At 46.0% G+C, this 17,297-nt stretch carries 13 protein-coding genes; 4 read left to right on the top strand and 9 right to left on the bottom strand.

Annotated elements, in window-relative coordinates:
- The first annotated feature begins 24 nt into the window (after positions 1–24).
- The 3 genes from pilW to GXP65_RS03250 all read left to right on the top strand — a co-directional run bounded on the left by pilW (position 25) and on the right by GXP65_RS03250 (position 3,078).
- Positions 25–753: a type IV pilus biogenesis/stability protein PilW gene (gene pilW / locus GXP65_RS03260; RefSeq protein ID WP_205455437.1), complete on the top strand. Its 729-nt coding sequence runs from the start codon at positions 25–27 to the stop codon at positions 751–753.
- A gap of 338 nt (positions 754–1,091) precedes the next feature.
- On the top strand, positions 1,092–2,690 hold the full coding sequence (locus GXP65_RS03255; protein ID WP_162091984.1) for a S41 family peptidase: 1,599 nt from the start codon (positions 1,092–1,094) through the stop codon (positions 2,688–2,690).
- Complete coding sequence (locus tag GXP65_RS03250; RefSeq protein ID WP_050914697.1) at positions 2,674–3,078, top strand: hypothetical protein; 405 nt, start codon at positions 2,674–2,676, stop codon at positions 3,076–3,078. Before GXP65_RS03255 ends, GXP65_RS03250 begins: the two co-directional genes overlap by 17 nt.
- Positions 3,079–3,153: 75 nt before the next feature.
- On the opposite strand, the gene GXP65_RS03245 is transcribed toward GXP65_RS03250, so the two are convergent.
- The 3 genes from GXP65_RS03245 to hrpA all read right to left on the bottom strand — a co-directional run bounded on the left by GXP65_RS03245 (position 3,154) and on the right by hrpA (position 8,596).
- Positions 3,154–3,669, bottom strand: a complete 516-nt coding sequence (locus GXP65_RS03245; RefSeq protein WP_079402479.1) for an outer membrane beta-barrel protein — start codon at positions 3,667–3,669, stop codon at positions 3,154–3,156.
- Between the two features lie 215 nt (positions 3,670–3,884).
- On the bottom strand, positions 3,885–4,364 hold the full coding sequence (locus GXP65_RS03240) for an outer membrane beta-barrel protein (RefSeq protein ID WP_010648533.1): 480 nt from the start codon (positions 4,362–4,364) through the stop codon (positions 3,885–3,887).
- Positions 4,365–4,579: 215 nt separating this feature from the next.
- Positions 4,580–8,596, bottom strand: coding sequence for an ATP-dependent RNA helicase HrpA (hrpA, locus tag GXP65_RS03235; RefSeq protein ID WP_205455434.1), 4,017 nt, complete (start codon positions 8,594–8,596; stop codon positions 4,580–4,582).
- 196 nt (positions 8,597–8,792) lie between these two features.
- On the opposite strand from hrpA, the gene GXP65_RS03230 reads away from it, so the two are divergent.
- A complete protein-coding gene (locus GXP65_RS03230) occupies positions 8,793–9,377 on the top strand; it encodes an FMN-dependent NADH-azoreductase (RefSeq protein ID WP_005433839.1) in 585 nt (194 codons plus the stop codon).
- 55 nt (positions 9,378–9,432) lie between these two features.
- Here GXP65_RS03230 and GXP65_RS03225 read toward each other — a convergent pair whose 3' ends face one another.
- The 6 genes from GXP65_RS03225 to GXP65_RS03200 form a co-directional block, all read right to left on the bottom strand.
- Positions 9,433–9,930 (bottom strand): 4Fe-4S binding protein, encoded by a 498-nt coding sequence (locus GXP65_RS03225; RefSeq protein ID WP_162091982.1) that lies wholly within the window; start codon positions 9,928–9,930, stop codon positions 9,433–9,435.
- Complete coding sequence (locus tag GXP65_RS03220; protein ID WP_162091981.1) at positions 9,917–10,528, bottom strand: molecular chaperone TorD family protein; 612 nt, start codon at positions 10,526–10,528, stop codon at positions 9,917–9,919. Before GXP65_RS03220 ends, GXP65_RS03225 begins: the two co-directional genes overlap by 14 nt.
- Before the next feature lie 130 nt (positions 10,529–10,658).
- The gene (locus GXP65_RS03215; protein WP_162091980.1) at positions 10,659–11,510 is read right to left on the bottom strand and encodes a DmsC/YnfH family molybdoenzyme membrane anchor subunit; all 852 of its coding nucleotides are present in this window, start codon (positions 11,508–11,510) and stop codon (positions 10,659–10,661) included.
- Positions 11,510–12,139 carry a DMSO/selenate family reductase complex B subunit gene (locus GXP65_RS03210; protein WP_005433785.1) on the bottom strand — a complete coding sequence of 210 codons (630 nt, stop codon included), beginning with the start codon at positions 12,137–12,139 and terminating at the stop codon, positions 11,510–11,512. The genes GXP65_RS03215 and GXP65_RS03210 overlap by 1 nt, the downstream gene beginning before the upstream one ends.
- Entirely contained in the window at positions 12,139–14,586 is a 2,448-nt protein-coding gene (locus tag GXP65_RS03205) for a DmsA/YnfE/YnfF family dimethyl sulfoxide reductase (RefSeq protein WP_162091979.1), read from the bottom strand. Before GXP65_RS03205 ends, GXP65_RS03210 begins: the two co-directional genes overlap by 1 nt.
- Before the next feature lie 548 nt (positions 14,587–15,134).
- Positions 15,135–17,291 carry a glycoside hydrolase family 3 N-terminal domain-containing protein gene (locus GXP65_RS03200; RefSeq protein WP_162091978.1) on the bottom strand — a complete coding sequence of 719 codons (2,157 nt, stop codon included), beginning with the start codon at positions 17,289–17,291 and terminating at the stop codon, positions 15,135–15,137.
- Positions 17,292–17,297: the final 6 nt, after the last annotated feature.

Genomic DNA, 17,297 nt, shown 5'->3' with positions numbered 1-17,297 from the left:
GAATCAGGGATGTGGGGCATGGATATGAAGTTTGGAAAACTCAGTACGTTGGTATTAGCAAGTCAATTAGGATTAATGGGGTGTGTAACCGTTAATGAAGAAGGCAACAGCCCTGTCGTCAAAGCAGATCCTGTCTCAATGGCAGAGTCTCGAATCGCTCTAGGCTTAGGTTACTTGGAAAGCGGTAGCATGATCAGAGCACACGACAATCTCCAGCAAGCCCTCACCCACGCGCCAAGCTATTACCGAGCTCAGCTCTCAATGGCCCATTATTACGAAACCGTTGGAGAAGATGCTAAAGCAGAAGACATGTATAAACGTTCTCTAAGACAGAATTCAAAGAATGGTAACGTGCTCAACAACTACGGTACCTTCCTGTGCAAGCAAGGCGAATACAAACAAGCTGACAAGATGTTTAATCGAGCGATTGAGCAACCATACTATTACCTGATCCCTGCCAGCTACGAAAATGCCGGATTCTGCGCCCTGAAATCAAACAATAAAGATAAAGCGAAATACTACTTCACTCGCGCTATAGACCACGACCCTCATAGACCTAAATCGATCCTTCAGCTTGCTAAGCTCGAAATCGACAGTGGAAATTACACTGATGCTCGTATTCGACTCATGCGTTTTAATCAAATGTATGGCGTGAAAAAGCCCTCTTTACGCCTCATGGTTGAGCTCGAACGCGCGGCGGGTAATGAGGCTCTCGAGAAAAAGTATCAATATCAGCTCGACCAAATTTCTTAATGCCATCACGATGTATGAGCCGAAAAGGTCAAATCGGCTCTTTACCTACAAAATAAAAAGTGAGTGCTCTTCCTTACTTTCTGACAAGTCATCTAACGTAATAATTGTGCCACTGCTGTTTTTGAGCCACTACGTACTACCTAACCTACTATTTATTAATGATGTGTGAATTTTCACCAAACTAACAACTGAGTTTTTACTCTAATATGTATGATAGCCATCACACAACAATGCTCATTGTTTGCACAAGCATCATTAAAATTTATACATTCGAGTGGATTATAAGGATTTCATCAAAAACAACTAAATCTATAAACATCACAGATAAAAGGAAATTTATGTTGAAGTATAGAAACTTAGCGTTGGTTGCAACCCTGCCTATCGTATTGTTGCAAGGCTGTGGAGGTGGAGGTAGCTCCAGCGATACCCCAACGAGTACTACACCAACAGATATTGTCACATGGAAATTTAGAGATTTTTCTGTTCCTGCTAGCAGTTTTGCTAACAAATGTAGTATCGCAAGAACGGGAATTGATCCTTACACAGGAAAAAGGTACCCAGATGAAGCTGGTTCAACGTTGCACGAGAAAATGTTCCTGCGTGCATTCAGCAATGACACCTACCTTTGGTATGACGAAATTCCCGATAACAATCCAAGTAATTATCCGTCTGTTCTCGCATACTTCGATTCTCTTGTGACACCTTACAAAACGGCTTCGGGTCAAAATAAAGACCGATTCCACTTCACTCGTTCATACGACGATTATATGAAGTCGCAACAGGCGGGCCTCGTGGCTGGCTTTGGTTTTAACTGGAAGTTTGTGCAAAGTACTGAGCCACGTGAAGTCATCATTTCTTACACCGAAGACGATTCTCCAGCATCTTCTAACGGTGTTGCTCGTGGTGATAAGCTAGTAAAAATTAATGATATTGATGTTGTAAACACATCCTCTCGCGCAGAGATTGACTTCATCAACAAGACTCTTTTCTCCCCTGAACTAGGCAAAGATTTCACGTTCACATTCGAAACGGTAGACGGTGCGCCTAAAATAGTTACGCTTACCTCTGCAGACGTAGCGACAAGCCCAGTTCGTAATGTAAAAATCATCGATAACGATGCGACAAAAGTCGGTTACATGCAGTACAACGCGTTTGAAGTCACCGCACAACAACCACTTATTAACGCCTTTAACCAACTATCAGCGGCAAACGTTGACGAAATTATCATGGATCTGCGTTACAACGGTGGTGGCTTAGTTTGGCAGTCTGCACAAGTTGGCTACATGCTGGCTGGTACGCATTCCACCTCCACGTTTGCTGAACTGATTTACAACGACAAGATCATGAACTCCGGCGAGGTAGGAAATAACGTTTATAACTTTGTCGATACCGAAATTGATTGGGGTAAAGGTATCTTGACTGACAATGCCCTACCGACATTAAGTGCGAAACGCGTTTACGTTTTAACTACAGATAACACCGCGTCTTCCAGTGAACTTCTTATCAACGGCCTTCGCGGTATTGATGTCGAAGTCGTTCAAATTGGCACGACGACAACGGGTAAGCCTTACGGTTTCTCCCCACAACAAAACTGCGGCAACATGTATTACACGATTCAATTCAAGTCCTCGAACGCTAAGGGCTTTGGTGATTTTGCCGATGGCTTTACACCTACAGCAAAAAGTCTAGTATCGTCTAATATTGGTATAGATGACAAAGTGGAAGGCTGCGTTGTTGCGGATGATTTAACCAAACCATTAGGTAATAGCTCTGAAGGCATGTTGTCTGCAGCATTAAACTACATGACCACAGGAACTTGTCCACCTGCACCAACCGTAGCAAAAGCACCTCGCCTTATGCCTATGCTGGGTGGCACTCCACTAAATCAACAGCTTGATCCACTGCGACAAGAGGCTATTCATGTCAAAATTAACTAGAACAAAAGCATTGATCACCGGAGCAACGATGAGCCTGATGCTGACGGGGTGTGCATCGTCAAGTAACAGCGACGCCGTCAATGCACTCAGCATTAAGACATCAGGCGACACCGTTACGGAAATTCAACGAGCGATTACGACGATTCAAGGCAACCAAGTACCACCAAAAATTGCTTCCAATACGTTTGAAACGAGCTCTCACTTGTTGATCGTTTCTGGACAATTGATGGAGAGTTACAACATGCCATTGAACGGTGCAGAGACAGAGTTGCCCGATCAATACACCTTGCAGCTCAGAGATGAGGAATGTGGCGTTTATTACGAGAAAGACGACAAGTTTATTCCTCTAACCAACATACAGTGTCGACCTAATCCAATTCAGGATTAATCAAAAAGCGCGCCGTTACTTTTTCCAAAATAACGGCGCGTTTCTTTTATTATCTGTTCACTGACCCACTTCTATTTATAAGAAGTGGAACGTCACGTTACCAGTGATGCTACTAACGGTATCACTATCACCATCAATATCCACACCAAATGCCTGATAACTTGCACCGAGAGAAATGTTATCTAACAGGAAATATTCCGCACCAACGCCGTACATGTAAGACACGCCATCGTCTTTGTCCAAGCTGCTCAAATTACCATTGTATTCGACATTAAACGCATTAATACCCCCCTTCGCGTAAACGTGCAGAGGACCAAAATCGATACTTGGTTTCGCCGCTAGATAGAATGAAGAGAAATCCACATCACCTTTTTTGCCACCAAGATTTAAATCTACTTGGCCATGGTTAAAGTAGCCAACCTCAATACCGATCAGCGGTAAGATCCCCGTACCTACATGGATACCGTAAGTCGTATCACTTTCACTGTCGATGTCAGATTGACCGATTTGACCACCAGCATAAAGCCAAGAATCAGCCATCGCAGACGTTGAGCAAAGCGCTAAAGCCAATAACGAGAGTTTTGTTTTCATAGTTATACCTTTCCTGTTCGATTCCTGAACGGAACATCACGCGAATTGCATCGCGTTCCTTATGTATCTAGGTAAATACTATATTCAAAAAGTGGCTGGTTTTAAGAGCAAGAAATGAATAAGTTCTGTTCAATGTCTATTTGTGTGATTTACAGACAAAAAAACACCGGCGCGTTGCCGGTGTTTATCAAATAAATCTTCGAGAGGCTCGATGATTATAGGAAGTGCAGCGTCGCGTTTACAGAGAACGTACCGATGTCGTCTTTACCCGCTGTGTAGTTCATGTAGCTTGCGCCAACAGACATAGGGCCGAAAATGAAGTATTCCGCACCTACACCGTACATTAGATCCACATCATCGTCGTCTTTGCCGCCAGAAACTTTCTTATCCCACTGGTGGATACCGCCTTTCGCGTAAACATGCAGAGGACCGAAGTCGATGCTTGGTTTAAGCGCAGCGTAGTAAGAAGTCAGTTTAGTTTCTTGACCAGCGATCTTGAATTCACCGTGTTGAGTAACACCCGCTTCGATACCGATAATTGGCAGAATACCTGTACCTACGTGTACAGAGTAAGACGTGTCAGTCTCACCTTTGTAGTCAGACTGACCTACAGAAGCACCACCATAAATCCATGAATCTGCCATTGCTGCAGAAGAAGCACTTAGAAGTGCCACTGCCAATAGAGTTTTCTTCATCATCAACCTTTACTCTTTTATTATTACCCACATCTGCACCAGCAGAGGTTGGTACTGCAAACATAAGGGAGGCGAACCATTGCCTCCCTTATGACTTAAAATCACTTGTGGGTAAATAGCTGCAATTACTGTACCAATCGAGCTTGCCACTGGACAAACCATTGATTACTCAGCAATCCCCACAAGAAAAAAACTGCCGCTATTTTACTGAACGATTAGCAAGCATCAATCGCATTTTTGACACGTTTATCAGAAACTGGGTACGGAGTGCCCAATTGTTGAGCAAAAAAGCTCACGCGAAGCTCTTCGATCATCCAACGAATCTCTTTCACGTTCTCTGGAATCACCATGCCTTTCGGAATTTTGTTGAGCAGCTCTTTGTAGTCGCTCGTCACTGATTCCACTTTCAGCATGTGTAAACGGTCTTTGTTTGGATCGATCGGCAGCTTCTCCATACGACGCTCAATGGCACGCATGTAACGCAGAATATCTGGCAGGCGTTTCCAGCCACACTCTGTCGCGAAGCCCTTGAAGATCAATCCTTCGACTTGTGCTTTGATGTCCGATAACGCAAACGCCATGGTGAAATCGATCTTGCCTTTCAACTTCTTATTGATGTTGAACGCGGTCGTCAGGATGGTTTCCACTTGCTGTGCAATGTCCACCACCGTGTCACCAAGCTCAGCACGAACGTGTTCTTTCAGTGCATCAAACTTCTCTGGCTCCCAAACCAAACCGCCCTGCTCTTCAATAAGCTTATCGACACCACACGCGATACAGTCATCAATCAGATCCAATACTTTTCCGTAAGGGTTAAAGTACAGACCCAACTTCGACTTGTTTGGTAAGTTAGAGTGCAGGTATTTGATTGGCGACGGCACGTTTAGCAAGATAAGACGGCGCTGACCCGCTTGCATTGCCGTGACCTGCTCGTATTCGGTCTCGTACAGTTTGATTTCAACACTGTCTTTAGAATCAACAATCGCTGGGTACGCTTTAACGTCGTAACCGCCACGTTTTTGTTGGTATACCTTCGGCAGCTCACCAAAGCTCCACGTGTGCAGACCTTGTTGCTCAATGTCGTCATCCGCTACTTTTGAAAGGGTTTCTTGAACTTTATCTTTCAAGCTCTCTTTCAATTCATGAAGGTCTTTATTTTCCTTCAACTTGCGATTTCTATGGTCAACCGCGCGGAAAGTCACCTTTAAGTGCTCTGGAATTTGATCCATATTCCAATCTTCGCGCAGAACTTCCACACCCGTCATTCGACGCAACTCTTTCTCTAATGAGTCCAGTAGTGGTGCTTCCATCGGCGTTGCACGAGCTAAGAAAGCATCGGCGTAGTTTGGTGCAGGAACAAAGTTCTTACGCACGGTCTTCGGCAGCGATTTAATCAAACTCACCACAAGCTCATGGCGTAAACCTGGGATCTGCCAGTCAAAACCCGCAGGCTCAACTTGGTTCAAGATCGGCAACGGCAAATGCACCGTTACGCCGTCACTATCATCGCCCGGTTCAAACTGGTAGCTCAACTTGAGTTTCAGGTTGTTTTGGTACCAGAAGTTCGGGTAATCCAAATCAGTAACGTGGCTTGCATCGCCTTTGAACAGCATCTCTTTTTCAAAGTTCAGCAGCTCTTTGTTGTCTTTTGATGCTTTCTTCCACCACGTATCGAAGTGTTTGCCAGAGACCACTTCAGTGCCAACGCGTTGGTCGTAGAAATCAAACAGCTCATCGTCATCCACCAAGATGTCACGACGACGTGACTTGTGTTCAAGTTCTTCCACTTCTTGAAGAAGCTTACGGTTTTGCTTAAAGAACGCGTGTTTGGTTTCCCACTCGCCTTCCACTAGCGCGCTACGAATGAATAGCTCACGACTTACAGTAGGATCGATACTGCCGTAGTTCACCAAACGCTTCGGTACAATTGGCACACCGTAAAGCATCACTTTCTCGTGCGCCAAAACTGCTGCACGTTTCTTCGACCAATGCGGCTCGCTGTAGCTGCGTTTAATTAGGTGCTTCGCTAACGGTTCAATCCACTCTGGTTGAATCTTCGCGATGATACGGCCCCAAAGTTTTGAGGTTTCCACCAGTTCAGCAGACATGATCCACTTAGGTTGTTTCTTGAATAGACCCGATGCAGGGAAGATATGGAAACGAGCGTTACGCGCGCCTTGGTATTCATTCTTCTCTTGGTCTTTCATACCGATGTGCGACAACAAACCAACAAGGATTGAGCTGTGTACACCGTGGTAAGACGCAGGCTCATCGTTAAGTTTGAATTCCATTTCACGCATCGACTGGTGAATTTGGAAGTACACATCTTGCCACTCACGCACGCGTAAGTAGTTCAAGTAATCTTGTTTACATTGCTTGCGGAACTGGTTACCCGTCAGCGCTTTTTGCTGCTTCTGGATGTAGTCCCACAGGTTCACAAACGTCAGAAAATCTGAGTCTTCATGGAAGAAGCGTTTGTGCTTGTCATCTGAAGATTGCTGCTTGTCACTTGGACGCTCGCGCGGGTCTTGAATCGACAATGCAGCCGCGATGATCATCACTTCTTTCAATGCGCCTTGCTTTGGTGATTCCAATACCATACGCGCTAAACGTGGGTCGATTGGAAGACGTGCAAGTTGACGACCAATGCTGGTTAGGCGTTTGTTCGGGTCCTTCGCTTCTGCGTTAATTGCACCCAGCTCTTCCAACAAGCGAACACCGTCTTGAATGTTACGTTTGTCAGGTGCTTCCACAAACGGGAAGGCTTGAATATCGCCCAAACCAAGTGCCGTCATCTGCAAGATAACCGACGCTAGGTTGGTACGCAGGATCTCAGGATCGGTAAACTCCGGACGTGACTCAAAATCTTCCTCTGAGTACAGACGGATACAGATACCCTCTTCCACACGACCACAACGACCTTTACGTTGGTTCGCACTCGCCTGAGAAACTGGCTCGATTGGAAGACGCTGAACCTTAGTACGGTAACTGTATCGGCTGATACGCGCCGTACCCGGGTCGATAACGTATTTGATTCCCGGAACCGTCAACGAGGTTTCCGCTACGTTGGTTGCCAGTACAATGCGGCGACCAGCATGAGGTTGGAAAATCTTGTTCTGCTCACCCGCCGACAAACGCGCGTAAAGCGGCACAATTTCCGTGCTCTTCAGGTTACGTTTAGACAGTGCATCAGCGGTATCACGGATTTCACGCTCACCGTTCATGAAGATCAGAATGTCACCTAAACCTTCATCGCACAGTTCATCTACCGCTTCGAAGATACCTTCAAGTTGGTCACGATCATTATCGTCATCACCACTTAGTGGGCGGTAACGCGTTTCTACTGGGTAAGTACGACCTGACACTTCAATGATTGGTGCGTTGTTGAAGTGTTTTGAAAAACGCTCAGGGTCGATGGTTGCCGACGTGATGATCACTTTCAGATCAGGACGACGTGGCAGCAACTCTTTCAAGTAACCCAAGATGAAATCGATGTTAAGGCTGCGCTCGTGCGCTTCATCGATAATAATGGTGTCATATTGATTCAAGAAGCGGTCATGCTGAATTTCAGCCAGCAAGATACCATCCGTCATCAATTTGATTTGGGTGTTTTCAGAGATCTGATCGTTGAATCGAACCTTGTAGCCAACAAACTCACCAAGCTTGGTTTCCATCTCTTCAGCAATACGGTTCGCAACCGAACGCGCCGCAAGACGACGAGGCTGAGTATGACCAATCAGACCGAATTTACCGCGACCAAGCTCAGCACAGATTTTTGGTAGCTGAGTGGTTTTACCTGAACCGGTCTCACCCGCAACGATAACCACTTGGTTTTCTTCGATCGCTTTCGCAATGTCGTCGCGTTTTTGGCTGACTGGAAGGATTTCAGGGTATTCAATCGTTGGTTTGTAGCTACTGCGTTGCTCCACAACCATCATGGATTTGGCGATGTCTAATGCGATTTCATCAAACACAGCGTTACGTGCTGCGTCTTTTTTGATTTTGCTCGCACCAGAGATTCGTTTACTCAAGCGGAAGCGGTCACGCATCATGCACTGGTTAAGTGCCTTGCGCAGTGACGCCGCGTTATTTACTTGAGCCTGAGGCGTAGCATTCTGAGAAGCTTGTGCTTGAGATGCATTAGCCTGCTTCGCTTTGGCAGTTTGCGCACCATTTGACGGTGTCGCTTGCTCTTCAGCGGGATTCTTTTTTGGGGGCTGTGACGAAGTCAAAGCGTTTCCTATTCTTTTCATTACATAAAACTGCGCGGATTGTAGCACATAAGGGCTAGAACAAGATAACGGAAAGCAGCTTCAAACAATCATTCAATTTTTTCGAACAACTTAAGCAAATCCATCGGGTTTTGAGTCGCTGACCATTGCCTATAATGCATCACATAGCCGAAAGCACTTATTAAAGGAAATCCATATGTCTCGTGTACTAGCTCTTAAATCAAGCATCCTTGGCGATTACTCTCAATCAAACAAACTGGTTGAAGACTTCATCAAAAATGTAGACCAAGATAAGCTAACGGTTCGTGACCTAGCTGCAAATCCACTGCCAGTTCTAGACTTTTCCGTTGCGACAGCACTTCGTGCAACAGAAGATCTTTCACAAGAGCAACAAGCGGTGGTTGACCTATCTGATACCTTAATTGAAGAAATCAAAGCAGCAGATACTTTGGTTATCGCAGCACCAATGTACAACTTTACGATTCCAACACAGCTGAAAAACTGGATTGATTTGATTGCTCGTGCCGGCGTGACATTCAAATACACAGAAAATGGCGTTCAAGGTCTGATTGAAGGTAAGAAAGCAATCGTAGTTACCACTCGTGGTGGTCTTCATAAAGACTCACCAACTGACAGCATGACACCATACCTACGCACAGTATTAGGTTTTGTTGGTATCACGGATGTGGAATTTGTTTACGCAGAAGCGCTAAACATGGGCGAAGACGCAGCAGCGAAAGGCATCTCAGACGCGCAAAGCCAATTGGCAACCTTGGCATAAGATTAAATAGAATTGAATACAAACAAAAAGGGATTGGTCCGCGCCAATCCCTTTTTTATCGTTTTAAGTCAAAGTTGATCATGCTGTTGTAGCAGCTTTGCGCGCATTGTCCGCAACCTTTGCATTTGGCAGCGTCAATTTTAGGTTTGACATCATCTTGCCATTGCAAGGCATCATAAGGGCAACTGTCCTCGCAACTGCCGCAATAACCGTATAAGTTTTCGCAGCTGTTCGAGATAGTTGCTATCAGGCCTGTAGACTCTATTTGGTTTGAAAGCGCCAATGTAGGACACGCCGACTTACACGCACCGCATAGATCACATGCCGAGTAGCTGATGTCTAACGCAGCAACGCCATCAACCATTTCTATGATTTGGATCGGACATGCCGAAGCGCACTTTCCGCATCCATCACATAGCCTTGTGAACATCGACTCTTCCACCGCATACGGCGGTCTCGCTTTAACACGAGGCTCTTGAGCTTGCCCTACTGGCGCGCGACGAAATGAAAACAGGCGTCGCTTGCTTAGATCAACCGATTCAGACTGGCGCATCCGAGTAATCTCTCTTTGCTGGCACAACGACTTGGTATTGCTCACTCAAGGATTGAAGTAATTCTTCCGTAAGGTTCGACAGTTTTGAGTAAGGCGTCAGTGTCACGGCTTTTTTGAAGCGTTTGTTGAAAAAACCAAACCACGTCATCAGGTGCTCGCGCAGCATTTCAGCCGCCAGTTTTTGTTGGTCAGTTTCAATCAACATGCCTAACACCATCAGCATCAAGCCGATCTGGTCTTCTGGTTCACGTTGGTCAGATTCCAAAGCAAAACCACAACGCTGCAAGAAGTAACGATATTCAATGGTTGATTCACCAAACAACACGGCTTCTTTATCCAGATAAGCCGAACCCCAAGGTGGCGCTGGCATCTCACCAATACCAGCGAACATACGATCGTGCTCCATTTGCAGTGCCTCTTCGCTCTCGTTTTGAAAGCTGCAAAGCATGTCATTAAGCGCTTCGATTGGTGTGTCAGTATTGCTCAGCAACGTATCGAGATTCGCCGCTGGGTAATCTTTTGGTTGGTAGTAAAACAGTGCACCAAACAGCTTAAGAACGATGCTGGTATCTTGTGGTTCAAGTTGAGAAATTTGCATGAAGTACCTTTGATGACTGGTGTTTTTATTCTTCGATTAAGTAAAACGGAAAAGAAGTGGGACGAACACTCGCCCCACTCTGCTAATTGTTATCAGTACAAATAATGGTTATCAGCACAAATAACGATTATTAGTACAAACCAGATGTAAAGTGCATGCCGTAGAACACGTTGCGACCCAGAATCTCTGCAACGAACAATGCAACGAATGCCACGATAACTAGCAAGTTCTTCTGACGACCTTCTGCGGTAAACAACTCAGCGAATACCCAAAGAGCAGCAGCAACCACAAGCAACAGCACATGACCGGCAACATAGCCAGACAGCATGGTGATTTGATCCAAGCCACTGTGAATCGCCGTTGAGATACCTGCGAAGTAAATCGTCTGCATTACTGAGAACGCTAGGTTCAGCGCAATCAAGCTCACACCAGCCCACATTAGGCGACGATTGGTTTTCTCAGCCGTCACGTCTAATACGTTGATAAGCGTGTAACCAAACATCAGACCTGAAGTCACGACCGTGAACCAAAACGCAACCGTTGTCATTGGTGAGTACCATGCTGGTACCGTTTCGATTTGGTAAACATTTGCCATCGCGAAAATGAAAATCACGCCAACCGCGATAGACAACCAGTTCACGATTTTGCGAACGCCTTCGCTACCGACTTTTAGAATCGTTAGCAACCAGTACAAACCCGCTAGAGACAGAAAGCTTGCACCCGTTAAGATCTCGTTAGATAGCGCCGCACTACCCACACGGTTTAATGCGTTGAAGGCACGAAGAGGGCTACCCAAGTGAGTGGTTGAGAACAAGAAACCCAAGCCCATTACAACCAAAATTGCGAAACGAGCGATGTTCATACGAGGTTCTGTCACGCGTGGTGGCTTACCGAATTTCTCGAACGCATTAACCGTTAGGTGCGCGCCAACCGCTGTTTGAGCAAGAACCGTAAAGGCAACTAATGGTGCTTCGTATAACATTATTTCACCTCTCTTGGATTCTGTAGGAAACCAGTGCGGTCATTGGTTGGACGACCATTTGGATTTAGCTTCACGATCAAGTTCGGGCTAGTAATGCGAGAATCTGGCAATGGTGCCACATCCGCGTTTGAACCGTATTTCGCGCGTAGCTCATCAATTGGACCAAACTCAATCGCACGCAATGGACAGCTATCAACACACACTGGCATTAGACCTTCTGCAACACGTTCGTAACAGCCATCACACTTAGTCATGTGACCTTTTTCTTCGCTGTATTGAGGTGCGCCGTATGGGCATGCCATGTGACAAGATTTACAGCCGATACACACGCTTTCATCGACAACAACAAAGCCATCTTCTTCACGCTTGTGCATTGCACCTGATGGACAAACCTTGGTACACGCAGGGTTAGTACAGTGGTTACAAGAGATCGATAGGTAGTACGCAAACACGTTTTGACGGAACGCGCCGTTTTCTTCTGTCCAGTTGCCGCCTACGTATTCGTAAACACGACGGAAGTTACGGTCGATACCCAGATCTTTGTTGTCTTTACAAGAGAGCTGACATGTTTTGCAGCCAGTACATTTGCTTGAATCAATGTAAAAGCCATACTGCTTCGCTGTGCTCATTATTTAGCCCCCATTTTCTTAATTAGCGTCACTTCAACGAGGTTGGTATGGCTCGGGTTTGATTTTGCCAACGGGCTTGGACGTTGTGTCGTCAGCACGTTGATTGAACCCGCTTGGTCAACACCTTTACCATTTGGTGAGTACCATGCGCCCTCACCTAAGCCAACGATGTGTGGCATGATGCGTGGGGTTACTTTTACGCGAACGTTCATTTCACCGAACTTGCTGCGCACGCTAACCAAGTCACCGTTATCGATGTTGCGTGACGCTGCATCAATCGGGTTGATCCAAAGTTCCTGTGGTGCCGCTGCTTTTAGGATGTCGACGTTACCGTACGTAGAGTGCGCACGAGCTTTGTAGTGGAAACCCGTCAACTGAAGCGGGAACTCTTTACGATCTGGCGAATCCCAGCCGTTGAACGTCGAAACGTATTCAGGCAATGGCTTGATGGACTCATCTTCGTCCAGTTCCCATTCTTCGTTGATCTTCGCGAGGGTCTCTGAGTAGATCTCAATCTTACCTGATGGTGAAGGCAGTGGATTCGCTTCTGGGTCACGACGGAAGTCTTCAAACGCCACATATGGACGGTCGAATTGCTTCTTGTAGATGCCCTGCTTTCTCATCTCATCGTAAGACGGCAGGTTTGGATCGTTGTTTTGTTTAACGGTCTGAGCGTACATCCACTGTAGCCACTCTTCTTGAGTGCGACCTTCAGTAAATTCATCAAACACGCCCATGCGCTTCGCCACACCAGACATGATGTCGTAGATTGGCTTACATTCGAAACGAGGTTGAATCGCTTGGCTTGCAAAGATGAAGTAAGGCATTGAAGCTGCCGCACCATCCATACAGAAATCCGATTGCTCTGAGGTTGTACAGTCTGGCAGTACGATATCGGCATACTTCGCAGAAGAGGTCATGTGGTTGTCGATCACCACAATCATTTCACACGCTTTTTCATCTTGAAGAATTTCGTGTGTGCGGTTGATGTCTGAGTGTTGGTTAATCAGACAGTTACCTGCGTAGTTCCAGATGAACTTGATGTTGTTTTGTAGCTGTTGAACGCCTTTAATGCCGTCAGTAAGATCGGTCATCTCAGTGCCACGGAAAATCGCGTCTGTCCAAAGGAACATAGGGATAGAAGCGCTGATCGGGTTTGGCACTTTCGGGAAGCGTTGGAATGGGTATGAGTGGTTACCCTCACGAGCACCAGTACCACCACCTTGTAGACCAACCTGACCACGAAGCAGAGACAGCATCATGATCGCTTTACACGCTTGCTCACCGTTTGCTGAACGTTGTAGACCCCAACCTTGGGTGATGTAAATGCGTTTTGCATCACCGATTTCACGCGCAAGTTTCAAAATCACATCAGCCGGAATACCTGTGATTGGCTGTGCCCACTCTGGTGTTTTCTCGATACCATCTGGACCTGTGCCCATGATGTAATCTTTGTAGCTGCCGTTTTCTGGCGCTGACGCAGGCAGTGTTTTGCGATCGTAACCCACACAGTAACGGTCAAGGAAGTCTTGGTCGACTTTATCTTCGCTAATCAATACATGTGCGATAGCAGCGATCAGTGCAGCGTCAGTACCATGCTTGATTGGTACCCATTGGTCTTCACGACCCGCGGCAGTATCGGTGTAACGAGGGTCGATACAGATCGTACGTGTGTGGCTGATGTTTTTTGCGTCCACGTAGTTATGAACCTGACCACCGCCCGACATACGAGTTTCTGCAGGGTTGTTACCAAACATCAGACAAAGATCTGCGTTTTGTACGTCGTCAATCGAGTTGTTGTCTACCCAAGTGCCGTAGAAATACTCAGACATACATTCAATGTTCGCTGCTGAGTAGTCACCATAGTGGTTCAGGTAGCCACCACAGAGGTTCATCATACGTGCAACCAATGTCGCGCTTGGATCCCAACTCTTAGTTACCGTACCACCCAAGGTACCCGTACCGTAGTTTAGGTAAACCGCGTCATTACCGTAGTCTTTAATGATACGTTTTAGATTGTCACCAATGAGGTCAAAGGCTTCGTCCCAAGTGATACGTTTGAACTTACCTTCACCACGTTTACCAACGCGAAGAAGTGGGTATTTCAAACGGTCTGGCGAGTAAACACGGCGACGCATAGAGCGACCACGCAAACAAGCACGAACTTGATGATTGTGGTTATACACATCATCACCCGTGTTATCGGTTTCTACCCATTTGATTTCACCGTCGACCACGTGCATACGAAGCGGACAACGCGAACCACAGTTAACGGTACATGCCGACCAGACAATTTTTTCATTTGGTTTCGCTGGCGTTTCTCTGGCAACTGCTTTAGTTGCAAACGGGAGAGAAAGTGCGTTTCCTGCTAACGCTAAAGCGCCAAGTGCAGAACCACCCTTTAAAGCATCACGCCGAGTAATATTAAACTTACCATTTTGACTCATGGTTTTTTCCTAAATTACGTTTTTGAATTTGGTAGTGGCGCTTAATTAATGACTTTAAGTGGGGAAAGAACACTCGTTAGAAATAAAAGACATAGAGATTGTATTTTCAAAATAGGCATTCATTGAAAATATCTAATTTCGCTTTAATTAATACACAAGGCAAATCAAAGCAGCATTTCTACAAAACCATCAATTAAGCTAGACAGCACAAGCCCTGAGCAACTAAGGCATGGCCACCCGCCACTATTAATATCCTTGTAGATTTAAGGGGTGCTAATCTTGACCACTGTCAATTATTAAAAAATACAAAATGCAATCTTATATTTCAATTCAACGTTTTATATGAATGAAATATTAATAGGTCAGAGAGGAGTCAATTCAATTAAATATTAGAATGTTTTTTAAATTGAATGGATAATAAATACGAATACAGAAGAATAGAAATAAGAATAATTACCAATTAAATACAAAAATGGCAAGCTTGGTAGCATTGCCATTTTGATTTAAACAACGATGTTATTCTGAACGGTCTAACTCAGCAGTCTTGGTTACTTAAGCTGAACCGTAACTTGGCTAGTCGCTAAGCTATCCCCACCGACATACACACCTAATTCTCCCGTTTCGTACATGAAACTGCCCTGCTGACCATAAAACTTCAGTTCATCTGCAGAGACGGTAATCCTAAGCGTTTTTTTCTCGTGCGCGGCAAGCGAACATTTAACAAATGCCTTTAGCTCTCTTTCAGGTCGAGTTGTCGATGACACTTTACGCGATATGTAACACTGGACTATCTCCTGACCATCGACAGTTGAAATGTTTTCCACCTCAACATCGACAACCAGGTCCTGCCCTTCCCTGATTTCAGGTGTTATGCAGGTGAGATCGTTGTATCTAAACTGCGAGTAACTTAATCCAAATCCAAATGGGTAGAGCGGTGTATCCTTCTCATTTTTGTACGGCATGTACTCTTGATACGCTCTCATTTTACCAATGGTCTTGCGAGCATAATACATCGGGATCTGCCCGGTGCTTCTTGGCACTGTCATGGTCAACTTACCACTTGGGTTTCTATGCCCAAACAGTAAATTACCCAATGCAGCCCCTACCTCAGTGCCACTCTGCCACGCATAAACAAGTGCATTAGCATATTGTTCGGTCTTCGGCGATGGCACCGGTCGACCGGTACACTGCACGACAACAAGTGGCTTCCCAGTTTGCCCAATCGCTTCAATCAATTCTTCTTGACCAGGAGGTAAAACAAGCTCCGCAACATTCCTCGCCTCACCAGTTCTACGATGACTCTCACCAACACACAAAACCACCACATCAGCACGATGCGCGCACTCCACCATATCATCGCTGAATGCCTCGGAATCAGTCAAAATAACGTTTTCCGGTGCCGCAGCTTCAATGCCTTTTACTATCGAAACAACATCATTTGCTTTGCCATCCAAACACCAAGATCCCAAATGCTGTCGCTGCGAATGTGCATGAGGACCAATGACCGCTACCTTTAGCCCTTGAGTTGGGAGAGGCAGTAAGCTGGACTCATTTTTGAGCAACACCATGCTCTCTTCGGCAAGTTGCTGCGCTTTCTGTTTGTGGCTTTGCTTCCCAAGCACCGTTGTATGTTTTTCCGGATCAACATAAGGCTGTTCAAATAGCCCTGCTCGAAACTTAGTCAGTAAGACTCGATACACCGCTTCATCGACCCACTCAGCAGCCCCTGGCTGACGTTGAATGACGCCTTCAAGCGTGTCTTCATACGCTTCATTCGTCATCGCCATGTCTACACCGGCTCCCAAAGCTTGCAATGCTGCATCGCACGGATCTTTCGCCACACGGAAGTAGGCTAAGTCAGAAATTGAACCCCAATCGCTCACCACCATGCCATCAAAACGCTGCTCTTCTTTAAGCCAGTTTCTGATCAATAGTTGAGAGCCGGTCACCGGAGTGCCACCGAGGTCATTAAACCCTGACATCACTGTTGCTACACCTGCTTTCACAGCCGCAGAAAATGGCGGTAGATGAACGTTGTTTAGTGTATTTAGGCTTAACTCAGTCGTATCGTAGTCTCGCCCACCCTCTGATGCGCCGTAGCCGACAAAGTGCTTTGCACATGCAACAAGCTTGTCTGGATGGGCAGGATCGTCTCCTTGAAAACCATTAATCACCGCTCGAGCAAACTGACTGGTTAGGTACGGGTCTTCACCAGAGCTTTCAATAACCCTGCCCCAACGAGGGTCACGGACAATATCCAGCATAGGAGCAAACGTCCAATTGATGCCTAAAGAGGCGGCTTCCGCGGCAATACATCCATAAGCCTCTTCAACTAAATTGGGGTTCCACGAGCACGACTGAGCAAGCGGTATTGGTAACACCGTCTTTTGCCCGTAGATCACATCACGGGCAAAGATAATAGGAATACCGAGACGGCTCTCTTCAACGGCGACTTTTTGGATTTCATTGAGCTGATGCGGATCGACCGATTCACCCGGCGCATTGCCGGCCCATGCGGTATCGGCAAGAATACGCGAACCATAAGCGCCTTTTGCCACCTTGTTAAGGTAGTCCGATTTGTTTTGTTCATACTCAAGCATTGGAGACTGGCAGAGTTGGCCGATCTTTTCCTCTAGTGTCATGTGTGACAACAAGTCTTGTGCTCTGTCTTCACATGTTGCTGAGGTGTCTTTGTATAATGTCATCCGCTA

The sequence above is a fragment of the Vibrio sp. LB10LO1 genome (assembly GCF_010092875.1).
GTDB lineage: Bacteria > Pseudomonadota > Gammaproteobacteria > Enterobacterales > Vibrionaceae > Vibrio > Vibrio campbellii.
This window is presented reverse-complemented; position numbering and strand designations above follow the sequence as displayed.